General features: G+C 56.8%; 6 protein-coding genes. 2 read left to right on the top strand and 4 right to left on the bottom strand.

The window, feature by feature from the left end; genetic code table 11:
* Window positions 1–94 precede the first annotated feature (94 nt).
* A complete protein-coding gene (locus Poly24_RS15085) occupies window positions 95–1,066 on the bottom strand; it encodes a transposase (protein WP_145096899.1) in 972 nt (323 codons plus the stop codon).
* 512 nt (window positions 1,067–1,578) lie between these two features.
* Between Poly24_RS15085 and Poly24_RS15095 the strand changes: the two genes are divergently transcribed.
* Window positions 1,579–5,259, top strand: coding sequence for a protein kinase domain-containing protein (locus tag Poly24_RS15095; RefSeq protein ID WP_145096902.1), 3,681 nt, complete (start codon window positions 1,579–1,581; stop codon window positions 5,257–5,259).
* Between the two features lie 185 nt (window positions 5,260–5,444).
* Here Poly24_RS15095 and Poly24_RS15100 read toward each other — a convergent pair whose 3' ends face one another.
* The gene (locus tag Poly24_RS15100) at window positions 5,445–6,797 is read right to left on the bottom strand and encodes a DUF1501 domain-containing protein (protein ID WP_145096905.1); all 1,353 of its coding nucleotides are present in this window, start codon (window positions 6,795–6,797) and stop codon (window positions 5,445–5,447) included.
* A 26-nt stretch (window positions 6,798–6,823) separates the two neighbouring features.
* Window positions 6,824–9,505 carry a PSD1 and planctomycete cytochrome C domain-containing protein gene (locus Poly24_RS15105; RefSeq protein ID WP_231753159.1) on the bottom strand — a complete coding sequence of 894 codons (2,682 nt, stop codon included), beginning with the start codon at window positions 9,503–9,505 and terminating at the stop codon, window positions 6,824–6,826.
* Window positions 9,506–10,013: 508 nt separating this feature from the next.
* Here Poly24_RS15105 and Poly24_RS15110 point away from each other — a divergent pair.
* Window positions 10,014–11,252, top strand: coding sequence for an acyltransferase family protein (locus tag Poly24_RS15110; RefSeq protein ID WP_145096908.1), 1,239 nt, complete (start codon window positions 10,014–10,016; stop codon window positions 11,250–11,252).
* Between the two features lie 49 nt (window positions 11,253–11,301).
* Here Poly24_RS15110 and Poly24_RS15115 read toward each other — a convergent pair whose 3' ends face one another.
* On the bottom strand, window positions 11,302–12,825 hold the full coding sequence (locus tag Poly24_RS15115) for a protein kinase family protein (protein ID WP_145096911.1): 1,524 nt from the start codon (window positions 12,823–12,825) through the stop codon (window positions 11,302–11,304).
* Window positions 12,826–12,919: the final 94 nt, after the last annotated feature.

A 12,919-nucleotide genomic window follows, 5' to 3' on the forward strand; every position in this document is an offset into this window, starting at 1 on the left:
GCGCGCCGACCGAAGTCCTGTGACTTCGGCGTTCGCTGCTGCGCGGTCAGTGGTTGACGCCCATCCTTCACCGGGCAATTCGCATCCGGAATCATCATCGCCAACTGCAGTCCTGATCATCTCTGGACGCAGCAGCAACCGGGCCGAACAGTATTGGTCCTGACACCTTTGATTTGATCGCAAAATTCAATGCGCAACTTTCGTGCCGAACAGTAGTGGTCCTGACACCTTTGATTTGACCGCGGTCAGCTTGCGTGAGCTCTCGGTCACTTAGGATTTGCGGTGTACTATTGTCTCGGGCCCGGCAAATGTAACTGCTGCCAATAGCGTTGATTTGATTGAACAACTCAAACTTCGCGTATCCACGATCGGTCACGTAGCAGCGATCGGGTTGCAGCACCGATGCCAAGACCGACTTCTCGTCATCCTTTCCTTTCGGTTTGGCCGGTGTCGCATCCATGCGTTCGGGGACTCCGCGAAGTATCTCGAAATGCGTGTGCATTCGGTATCCATCAACGGACTTTCCCTTCGTGGTTCCTCCTGCTTTGTTAGGCAACCAGCCCAGCGAAGCCACACGCACGGCAGTCTTGAACACGCTTCCGTCGACGGCGGTTAGTTGGTGTTCGATCGCGTCAAACTTTGAAGGATCGGCTGATGGGACTTCGTGCGCGAGTTGCGCCGCAATTTGCTTCAGCGGTTCGGGGTCAAAGATGCTCACCGACTCCGAGAGTGATCCGAGCGAAGCTCGCCCGACGCCGAACTTCTTTTGGACATCCTTGAGTGTGCTGGCTTGCTGGAGCCCCCTGAGCGACGTCAGGATAGGGTTGAACATCCACATGAGAACAAGTACGCCGTACTGGTCCATGTGCAGGTCGCGGTTGTGGGACTTGTCACGCTGTGTGCCGATTTCGTGCAGCGAATCTAACAGCGGTCGGATCTTTTTAAAAAACTTCAGGCCCTGCAGATCCCGGGCCCTGAAATCGAGCTGAGCTTCGTCGGCCGTGCACTGATCGCTGGGGCGTTTTTCTGGCGTTGGCTTTCGTCGTTTGGGGAGTCGCTTTGGCACTGGCTCATCCGCTGTGTGTCAAACTGGCGAACCATCCGCAATTGGTTCTCCGGTGCGCAAAAGCCGTGCCAGAAACACGCAAAATTCAATGCGCAACTTTCGTGCCGAACAGTATTGGTCCTGACACCTTTGATTTGATTGACACCTTTGATTTGATTGAAGACCCATTGATCGCTTCCAGGCGGGAGGATCTCTGCGGTCGACATTGCAAAGAAGCAAGCGACCATCGCACCGATCCCACTAGCAACGATCGAAATCGGCCAACTGGCCTTCGTGCGTAGGAGCAAGCAATGACGGTCGACGCGATCGATCCGATCGTGATCCCGCTTGCGCCTCTGGCTAACCCTATCGAGTTCTCTCCTGCATAACCTTAATCCCGCCACCGAGTTTCAACTGTCGAGGGCAATCCGCCGGCCCGGGACCAAACGACCACTGACGCCTTCGTCAGTAGAGTCTAGACTGGGGGATTGTCATGGAAGACTCGTTAGCAGTTACTTTAGAGAGAACGTTCGATGCAACGCGACCACGAAGCACAGCAAGAAACCATCGACGGCCGGGCGGACGATGAACCAGACGTATTGATGACGATCTCAAAGAACTGGGAAGGTTCGCTGACGTCGGATGCTGAACCTTGGCATACGCTCAAGGCAACGCTGGGTATCTCGGGTGAGCAAGTCGGTTCGCTCCAGCAGACGTTCGCGCTAAAACTGCGCAGTGTGTTGCCGACCGATGCTTCGGGAACGGTTTCCGATCCGTCCGCCATCGCCGACGCTGACTATCAGGTGAAATCGTTGTTGGGTGTCGGTGGGATGGGGGCGGTGTATGCAGCGCGACAGCAGTCGATGGATCGGTCCGTTGCGATCAAGGTACTCAAGGGCGATTCAGCTCGGTCGGAGAGTAGTCGTCTGGCGTTCGTTTCCGAAGCGATCATCACGGGCCGTTTGGATCATCCCAACATCGTGCCGATTTACGATGTGGGCAAGCAGACCGACGATGCGCTGTTCTATTCGATGAAGCAGGTCGAAGGCGTAGAGTGGAAAAAACGTTTTGCTGAAAACAGCGTCTCGGAGAATTTGGAGATTCTGTTGCGTGTGTGTGATGCAATCGCGTTTGCACACAACCGTGAGATCATTCATCGCGATTTGAAACCAGCAAACATCATGCTGGGTCCGTTCGGTGAAGTGCTGGTGATGGATTGGGGGTTGGCGATCCCGACCAAAGATCATCCGCGTCGTGCTTCATTCCCGCCGCTTGGTGCTGGTGGGACGCCATGTTACATGGCACCCGAAATGGTCACCAACATCGCATCTATTGATGTTCGCAGCGATGTGTATTTGCTCGGCGGGATTCTGTTTGAGATCGTCACAGGCAAACCGCCCCATGTTCTCAATTCGCAGCCGGTAGGTCAACGCGAACGGTTGATGGCCTATTTCCGCGCGGCGGCAAACAACGTGATCGCCTCGACCGAGGAGGAAGGCGAGTTACTGGATATCGCTCGCAAGGCCATCGCGACCGATCCGGCCGATCGCTACCAGACGGTGCCCGAGTTCCAGGCTGCGATTCGTGAGTACCTTTCCCATGAGGAGAGCATTGAATTGGCCGCGAACGCGGCAGAACGCTTGAACAGCGCTCAGCAATGCGGCGTTTACGAAGAGTTTAGTCGCGCACGCTTCGGGTTCGAGACCGCGTTGGAACAGTGGCCGAAAAATGAGCGTGCGGCAGTCGGACTGAAGCAGGCAAACTTTGCTTTTGCAAGTCACGCGTTTGAACGTGGTGACTTGGATTTGGCGGCGTCGTTGTTAGACGAAGGGGAGCCCGAGCACGCCTCGCTAGGATTGCAAATCGGAAGTGCGATCGTCGATCGAGACGCGAAACAAAAGCAGCTGCGTCGACTGCGATTCGCGACCCTCGCAGCCAGCCTTGCCGTGGCCATCGTCTCAAGTGTGGGTGCCCTGTGGATCAACTCAGAACGGACTAAAGCAATGGTCGCTCGGCAAGAAGAAGCAGCTCAACGAAAGATTGCACAGTTCAACGAATTGAAAGCGAGTGCTGCGGAGGTTGAGGCTAAACACGAAGCTGACAACGCGGTGCAAAACATGAAGGTTGCCGAACGCAACGCTTACTACTCGGACATGCTGCTCCTGAGGCAAGCCTGGTCCGAAGGGAACACGGTTATGATGCGCAAACGGCTTGATCGTCATCGCGGCGCCGATGACGGCAGAGGATTCGAGTGGGGGTACTGGAACCGCCTCGCCAACTGCGAGATTTTCGCCCTAAGTGGTCATAACAATCGCATCACAGGAGTCGCTTACAGCCCCGATGGCACGCGTATTGCCACTGCGAGTACAGATTGGTCCGTGCGAGTGTGGGATGCGACAACGGGAATACAGTTGCTTCAGTTTACTGCACATAAAGGAGGATCTAACAGAGTATCGTTTAGTCCGGACGGGACGCGGCTTGCGTCGTGTGGCGGTGATCAGACCGTGAAGATATGGAATGTAGAAACGGGTAAGCAGATCCTGCTTTTGACGGGGCACACAGGTCGTGTAAACAGCGTTTCGTACAACGCCATCGGGACTCGCCTTGCGTCAGCGGGTGACGACAAGTTGGTGAAGGTTTGGGACGCAAAAACAGGACAGCTGATCCATTCACTAACTGGACACACGGGACCCGTCCACGACACTTCTTTCGGGCTAGGCGACAAGCTTGCGTCGGTCAGCAGAGATAGAACGTTGAGGATTTGGGACGCGGAGACGGGGCTGGAGACTCAAACGAATCTTTCAAACACGTCAGATATTTATCGCGTAAAGTTCAGTCCCAACGGCACGATACTTGCGACCGCTGAAGAGGAATCCGTGAAAGTTCGCGATGCGGCGACGGGGCAGATAAAGGACACGCTGGACGGCCACCTCACCACTGTCCATAGCCTCGCATTCAGCCCTGACGGCACGAAGCTCTGCTCGGGGAGTTGGGACCGAGCAATCAAAATCTGGGACATGGCAACTGGAGATGAACTCCTCACACTTAGAGGGCACGGCGGCCCCGTCTTCGACGTTTCATTTGGTTCCGACGGAACGCGTTTGGCGTCGGCAAGTGGGGATCATACAGCGAAGGTTTGGGACGTGTGCTCCAGTCGAGAGTCCCTCATCCTAAGCAACAGTAAAAGGAAATCGGTTCGATCTGTTTGCTTTAGCCCTGACGAAAAGTTATTGGCATCTACCACATGGGGAAACGAGTTGATTGTCTGGGACGCGGTCGCGGGCCAGGAAAAAATCGCGATACGCAACGATGTTGGGCTTCTCAAGTGTTTGGCATTTAGTCCGGACGGAACCCGATTAGCGAGTGGTGGAAACGACAGCCTTGTGAGGATTTGGGACCCTTCCTCTCTACAAGAAAAACAAACGCTTAAGGGTCACGTCGGCAAAGTCACAAGCGTGTCGTTCAGTCCTGATGGGACGGTGTTAGTCTCAACAAGCGAAGACCGAACAGTCAAAGTGTGGGATGCAGTAACCGGCGAGAATACCCGCACACTCGAACGACACAGCGATATAGTTCAACACGCTGCGTTTCGCCCAGATGGTTTGAAGCTAGCAACCGCCAGTACGGATAAAACCGTGAAGTTGTGGGACACCACTACATGGCAAGAGACTGGCACGCTCAATGGACACGACATCGAAGTCACTTTCGCAGTGTATTCGCCCGACGGAGGTCGCCTCATCACAGCAGATGGTCGCGGATTGGTAAAAGTCTGGGATGAGGCTAGCGGCCAGTTGATTCAGTCGTTGGCCAGCCATACCGATAGGATCAGCGCATTAAGTTTCTGTTCAGACGGTAGCCGCATTGCGTCGGTGAGTCGCGATGGATCGGTAAAAGTTTGGGACGCGGAAACATGGCAGGAGACACTGTCGCTGAACGGATTTGATAAACAATTAAACGATGTGTCGTTCAATTCCGAAGGCACGCAACTGATCACGGCGGATACATCCTGCAATTTAAGAGTGTGGGACGCACGACAGTGGACTCCAGAGTTGCGAATGCAGGCATATACCCGCAGCTACCTGACAGTGCACCGCGACCGAGCTAAGTCGCTGGAAGAACTTCGCGCGTCGATTCGCGACGATAAAACGATCAACGATACCGTCCGCCAGCAAGCAAGTGATTGGGCGGAACTGTTTTGGAAGAACCGGAATTGATGAAGCAGTTCTGTGGTGAAAGCATCTGTGATGATGCACGATGGTGATACTGGACCATAGAATTGCTATCCTCTGTTGCTGGAATGCTCCCCAGATTACAAACCGCTGTTCAGGCTCTCACATCGCAAAGTGGGTGCCGTCATCGGATGGCACCCACGGGGACCGCCTCGCAAACGCTGTCACGGCTACGCCAGGATCTCCTTGACGATACGGCCATGCACGTCGGTCAATCGAAAATCGCGGCCGGCGTGGCGGTAGGTCAAGCGTTTGTGATCGATCCCCATTTGATGCAGGATTGTGGCGTGCAAGTCGTGGACGTCGATCTTGTCGCGGACGATGCTGCGTCCCAGTTCGTCGGTCTCGCCGAGCACAAAGCCTGCTTTGACGCCACCGCCGGCCAACCAGATCGAAAAGCAATCGCCGTGGTGCCCGCGGCCGAACTTGCCTTCTTTGGTCGGGGTGCGGCCGAACTCGGTAGCCCAAACGATTAACGTCTCATCCAACATTCCACGCTGCTTGAGATCTTGGATCAACGCGGCCAGCGGTTGATCCGCGGCCTTGGCCAACGGTTGGTGCTCTTTCATGTCGCCGTGCGAATCCCAGTTCGGCCGCGATCCGCTGTCGACCAATTCGATAAACCGCACGCCTCGCTCGGCCAATCGACGCGCGATAATGCACTGCCAAGCGAAGCTCTTCGTTTCCCCTGGCTTCAGCCCATACATCGACAGCGCCCGTTCATCCTCGTTGCTCAAATCAAACGCTTCAGGTCCCGCGGTTTGCATTTGAAACGCGGTCTCATAGCTCTTGATCCGAGCGGCCAATTGGGAATCGTCGCGGCGGCTTTGTAAGTGCTTTTGGTTCAGCGAATCGACAAGCGACAGTTCCATCTGCTGGATCTTTTGCCGAGTCGTTCGCGGCGCCAGATTCGCGATCGGTTCGGTCCCAGGAATGACTCGCGTTCCTTGATGATAAGCGGGTAAAAAATCGCTGGCGTAAACCTGCGTGCCGCCATAAGGAAGATGGGGCGCAATCACGATGAAGGAAGGCAGGTTCTGGTTGACCGTCCCTAGGCCGTAGCTGAGCCACGATCCCATGCTCGGCCGGGCGAACGTTGGCGAACCGGTATGCATCCCGACAGCCGCTTCGGTATGGTCGAAGTGAGCCGACTTCATCGACCGGATCAGACAGATCTCTTCCATCGAATCGCGGAGGTGAGGGAACAGATCGCTGACGACCGTCCCCGTCTTCTTGGCTGGCCGAGTGGGGAAGACGCATCCCATCAACTTGTCCTTGCCGCTGCCATCGCGTCCCTTTTTCGACGACTTGGGATCGAAGCTGTCGATGTGGGAAACACCGCCGGTGGCAAAGACCATGATCACCCGCTTTGCTTTGGCAGGAAAATGAGGCGACTTGGGTGTCAGCGGTCCCATGGCGGGAGCCTCCGCCGCCGCCAGGTCCGACAGAACGGCAGGGAACAGGATCGAGCTGCCGATCAGCGAACGAAGGCATTGCCGACGCGTCGGTTCGATAAAATTCATCACATCCAACCTTTGACTACCATGGCTCAATCGACATACAAAAATTCGTTCGTGCGGAACAGCGATCGGACAAGCGCGGTCCAAGCTTCTTGTTCACGCTTCGCAGCATCATCAACAGAATCTCGCAATTGATCGTCCAGCGAACGCAACCACTCCATCACGCCATCGCGTTCGGACTGCGATGGCGGACGCCCAAAAGCTAGTTCAAAGGCATAGGGCAACCGTTCGCTGGCGTCCTTCTTTTCCGCAATCAACCGCGCTGCAAACTTCTCCGCTCGCTCATGCACAAACGGGTCGTTGATCAGATACAGCGACTGGACCGTCGTCACGCTGCTATCGCGCGCGGCGGTGCTGGCGTTCTGATCAGGGCCGTCAAATGTGGTGAAGAAGGGACGCGCGTTCAGCCGCGCCATCATCAGATAGACGCTCCGCTTTTTCGAATCGTAGCTGTCGCGGAACGGATGGTGTTGCGTGTACTTCCACTTCTCCGCCGGAGGAAACGGATGGGGGTCGCGCAGCATCTGCAAGTCCAACTCGCCGCTTAACAACAGCATCGTGTCGCGCAGCGTCTCCGCTTCCATCCGCTGTCGGGGAAATCGCCAATGGAGTTCGTTGTTCGGATCGACCGCCAGAGCTTTCGTGTTGCCATCGGCTTGCGAACTCAATTGATAGGTGCGGCTGAGCATGATCCGGCGGTGAAGCGATTTGATCGACCAACCCTCTTCGATGAACCGAGACGCCAACCAGTCGAGCAACTGCGGATGGCTGGGCGCCACGCCGCGGATCCCGAAGTCGCTGGGCGTCTTCACAAGTCCGCTGCCGAAATGATATTGCCAGATCCGGTTCGCCATCACTCTTGCGGTCAGCGGATTGTCGGCGGCAGTCATCCACTGCGCCAACTGCAACCGACCGCTCGACTGCGTCGCCTGTTCGGGAAGCATCTGCCCACCGAGGACCTCTAAGAACTTGCGAGGCACGATATCGCCGGGTTGATCGGGTTCGCCACGCTGCTGCAAATGGACGTCATTTGCGTTTCCATCAGCCATCGCATACGCCAACTCTTTTCCCGGTTTGCCGCCGTCGACGAGAGCGACAAAGTCGCGTGGCTTCTGATCGAGTTCGATCCCCGGAAACGGATACCGCGTGCTTGCGAAGATGCCATACAAACCGTAATAGTCGTCCTGCGAGATCGGATCGAACTTGTGGTCGTGGCAGCGAGCGCAGGCGACGGTCATCCCGAGCACCGTGCGGCCCAGGTTGTCGATCGTATCCTCGATCGTCAAATGCTGCGGGTAGTTTTTGATGACCGATCCAAATCGGCGCGAACTCGCCAGGTAGCCGGTGGCAATCGTCTGCTCGTTCTTCTGCACATCGCTTTCGGCGGGCATCAGATCCCCGGCGATCTGTTCTTGTAGAAAGCGATCGTACGGTTTGTCGGCGTTAAACGAATCGATGATGTAGTTGCGGTACAGGTAGGCTTCGGGGATGGGGAAGTCGGAGTTGTCGCCAGCGGTGTCGGCGTACCGAACCAGATCCATCCAATGCCGCCCCCATCGTTCACCATAACGAGGCGATCGGAGCAACCGTTCGACAACCTTGGCAAAAGCGTCCGCCGAATCATCCGCCACGAAGGCTTCGATCTCTTGCGGCGAAGGGGGCAAACCGGTCAGATCGAATGTCGCCCGGCGGATCAGCGTCCGCTTGTCGGCATCGCCAGTTGGAACCAGGCCGCGGCTGTCGAGCTTCTCCGCAATGAACCGATCGATCTCGGTTACCGCCCAATCGGACGACGGCGTTGGAACCGTCGGATCGGACAACGGTCGAAGCGACCAGAACTGCCTCGCCTTTTCGACATCGATCTTTTTGCGAACGAATCGCGTCGCGGTCGTTCGCGGGTCGGGAGCGCCCATCGCGACCCAGCGTTCCAAATCGGCGACGTCCGCGGACGATAGTTTTTCATCTGGCGGCATCTCCATCCCATCGGCGTACCGTACCGCTTGGATCAGGAGGCTGTGATTGACGTCGCCGGGAACCACCGCCGGTCCATTGGTTCCCCCGCGTCGCAGCGTCGGCCGCGAATCGACTAACAAACCGCCCTGCAGATCATCGCTCTCGCTGCTATGGCATTCGTAACAATGCTTTACTAACAGCGGTCGGATCCGGGTCTCGAAGAACGTCAGTTGATCGTCCGTAATCGGAGCCTCGTGCGAACCGTCGTGTTTGCCGCGCCAAAGTTCGACGCCTGAGAAGTTCGCTGCGCCACCGCGGCTTGTCAGTTCGATCGTCCCTTGGGTGACGTCGACGTACCACGGCCCAAGACGTTCCCAATGCCCGGCGGCACCGCTGGAAAACTGAGAGACCACGGTTTTACCATCGACGCGAATTTCAAACGTTTCACTTCGGTTGTCCTCCCAAACGTATAGAAAGACCGTAAACGTTTCGTTGGGCAGGTTCTTCAGCAGCACGCGATTCCCGTTCCACCGACTGCTGCGAATCATCAGCGCCCGCTGCGGATCGGTCGCAGGGACAAGTGCGACACCTTGTTGTTCAAAGGCCTTGTCCTTGCACTCGTAATTCCCCGACTCCTTCCCTTCCCAACGATTCCCATCGATCAGTACGGCGGGGCCATTGAGATTCAGCCCACGAAAGAAGCTTGCCGTTTCATCGGCCGAAGCTGCTGAAGCAAACGTAACTATTGCGAGTATCAACCCACCACGCATAACAACCGTAGATAGCACTCGCAAACACTCCATGGATCGATGGCCGAGGGAATTCGCAATTCAAAAGTTGCCGCCGCAGGATGCGGAGGTATTCCGTATCCACGCCTTGGCCGGTGGCTGGAATGAAAACCACATCGAAGAACAAGCCTTCTCTCGATCGCTACTCCAGCTTCCGACCGACAGCGAGACCGATTATACGGAGTGCGAAATCGCAAGTCACGCGTAATACGACCTGGTGCTTTCGTTTCGAGCAGCCATGTTGCCGCGGAGCCGATCGGTAGCCCCGTCGATTGAAAATTCGTTGACCGCGGCGGGTAAACGTGCAACACCCTGCAGAACCGAGCCAGAATCCTCGGAATATGCCAAATAGTTGTGTTGTAGCGAACGCCCGGCAGGGGGCCTTTCCAAGTCGGACGATTTTGGTTGCCATGCTCTCTTTTACTAGGTACCGTTCGGCGTCGTTCTCTTGTTCCAAGGTTCCCGCCAGCGATCCAACATGGCCTCCCTCGCAACCACAACCGCCCCTGCTCGCGCCGCAGGTCTGGACCGCGTCTGGCGAGTTGGCAAGCATGTGGCGGAGCTGGATGGTTTGCGGGGCTTTGCAATTTTGATCGTGACGCTGTATCGATTCTCCAAAGAGATACCGACGGATTCATCGGTCGGGCATCTGATGCACCTGGGGGCGAGTTTCGGCAGCCGAGGCGTGGAGCTCTTTTTTGTCCTCTCTGGATTCTTGATCACGGGGATCCTGATCGACGGCAAGGACCAGCCCCACTACTTCCGAAACTTCATTGCACGACGCAGCCTGCGGATCTTCCCGCTCTACTTCGCAACCTTGATCGCGTTGGTCGTCGCCGCCCATTTCGTTCCCGCGATGCGAACGATGTTTCACGATGCGATCGACAATCAATTCTACCTTTGGACCTATCTGGTCAACGTGAAGATGAGCTTCGCCGATCAGTGGTGTTTTGGATACCTGGACCATTTTTGGTCGCTGGCGGTCGAAGAACATTTTTACCTAGTCTGGCCGTTTGTCCTGTACCTGATCTCCAACAAAGTCGCCCTTCGCACGGCGGTCGGTTTGGCGATCGTCAGTGCCACTTCGCGGATCGCGTTTGTCCTACTGAGCGACAACGGAGTCGCACCCGATGTCCTGACGTTGTTCCGCTGCGATGCGTTGTTGATCGGAGCGGCGATCGCGTTGATCGCTCGCCAGCCCCGAGGACTCGAACCGCTCCGGCGCTGGCTGCCGGTGACGACTATAATTGGCGGGCTGTTCGTGCTTGCTTGCGGAATCACGGAGAAGCGGTTCTTCACGATACCGCTGACGATCTGGCCGATCGTTTGGGGTGGGATCCTGATTGGGTTGCTCACAGCCAATCGATCCGCGCCACTGGCTCGCTTCTTCAACCTCAAATTTTTGCGGACGCTTGGCAAATACAGCTACGCCATGTACGTCTTCCAAAATCCATTGATCCCACTCACCTCCGCTGTCGTTTCGGTCGCCGCGTTTGAAACGCTGGTCGGTGGGGCGCTGCTTGCAAACGTGCTCTACATCGCAGTGATGTTCGTCCTGACCTATGCGGCGGCGGTGCTCAGTTGGAACGTGTTGGAACGCCACTGTCTACAACTGAAACGCTGGTTTCCCACCGGGGCATCCAGCGACGTGCCCGTTGTCAAAAACAACCAGTCCACCACGGGCACGTTCGTCCCGACGAACGCTCCGGCGAACTGAGCCTCGACGAAATGCGACGGCTACCAATTGATTTGGTGCATCGAACGGATCATCCCAACGCGGCGTGGACCTTCGTCACGAGCCCGTTGTCGCGATCATCGCTACCCGGTAACAGAAACGCCGCGTTGGCGAGGAAGGCGTTGCGAAAGGCGGGGGAGACCGCGTAAAAATCTTCCAGCACCGCAGAACTAAATTTGTAGTCGTGCGAATCGTTTCCCTTTAAGAAGACCAACCGCCGCGCGGCATTGATCACCGATTCGGGCGGACCGCCTCCCTTCAAATAACCGAGCATCTGCGTCGCCGCTTGCTCGCGATCGCTCGAGACCGTGCGGAAGATCGTCTCAAGATCGGCTTCGGTCTTCCCACCGGCCTCCGCTGGTGTGGCATCGATCCGCAGATCGGCGATCTTTCCTCGCGACCGCATCGATTCGCGGAAGTAGGGAATAAAGGCCGCATTTTGCAGCAGCAATTCGCGACGCGTTTGATCGCGGAACGCCGTTCGGTAAGCGTACTGCATCGCGTTGGTTGCTGTCGCCGAATGCAACGCGATGATCCCCGGCTGTTGGCCGATCATCTCACCGGCGGACAAGAAGATCGCATCGGCGATCGATTGTGGCGCGATCCCGTCGGCAAGCATCTGCACGCTGGCGTCGACAGCTTCGTTGGGCGACGCGCTGCGCAACGTATCCAACAAAGACAACGTCGCCGCGGAATCGATCCGACCATGATTCCAGTCCTCACCTAGCGTCGAAAGCTTTTCCTGCGTCACTCGCCAGGCGGCGTCGGGTCCAAGGTCATGCTCGGCTGGATTCGGTTCGCCGTTGTGATTCAACATAGCGTAGGCGAGTGAACGGAGAACCGGTTCGGCGTATCGCCAGCCGATACATTGCAGCGTCCGGTACGCGTTGGCCACGTAGATCGCTTTGTGACCAATGCTGCGATAGTCGCGGCAACCGTAGTGAGCCAACAGGTCGAAGACTTCCGCAGCGCTAGCCGATCGGCAGAGCGAGGCGATCGCGACATCGGCCGCTTCGACATCCCATGCATCCATCGCCTCACGAAACGCTTGGTTCGCACGATGCGACGGTGGCAGCTTCGCCTCATCGACCGCCGCCATGGTCCAATCTCCCTCGCGGACATCGCGTGCCTGAGCCGACTTAAAATAGTCCAGCGCCCAAAAGATCGGCAGCCAACGGTCGCTATCGGGAGCGGCGACGCTGGCGAGGTGTGCGGAATTGACAACCAAAACGGCGTGAAACTTAAAACCAACGCTCGGTCGCGGTTGGATGTTCCGCACCCCAGCCAACAACAGCGCCGCGAGCACTTCTTGGTAACTGGTTCCCGATTGAATCTTCGCTGCAAACCGCTCGATCACTTGTTCCCGCGGCGTCTCTTCCAACAACCGGACCAACGGTTCGATGTCGGGCGAAAATTGAACCGCCGACGCGCCGAGTTGCGTTTCCGCTGCCGATACCGAAGGCAAACGGCCGAGAAAATCGAGCTCGTTTAGTGTCAGCACCGCCCCCGCAGCACCCACCGACTTAAAAAACTGTCGCCGTTGAGGAACGTTCATCCGTCGTCTCCCGCCTTGAATTCGAAGCGTCGGAAAAACCGCTCGGCCTACCGATCGCTATCAGAGAAATTCCAGGGCGACGTCTCGCGTGAAC

This window comes from Rosistilla carotiformis (assembly GCF_007753095.1).
Taxonomy (GTDB): Bacteria; Planctomycetota; Planctomycetia; order Pirellulales; family Pirellulaceae; genus Rosistilla; species Rosistilla carotiformis.

What these genes read in the sequence shown, in the direction of transcription:
- Poly24_RS15095 (WP_145096902.1), top strand. Translation starts at nt 1,579, where the DNA reads ATGCAACGCGACCACGAAGCACAGCAAGAAACCATCGACGGCCGGGCG.
- Poly24_RS15100 (WP_145096905.1), bottom strand. Translation starts at nt 6,797, where the DNA reads ATGAATTTTATCGAACCGACGCGTCGGCAATGCCTTCGTTCGCTGATC.
- Poly24_RS15110 (WP_145096908.1), top strand. Translation starts at nt 10,014, where the DNA reads ATGGCCTCCCTCGCAACCACAACCGCCCCTGCTCGCGCCGCAGGTCTG.
- Poly24_RS15115 (WP_145096911.1), bottom strand. Translation starts at nt 12,825, where the DNA reads ATGAACGTTCCTCAACGGCGACAGTTTTTTAAGTCGGTGGGTGCTGCG.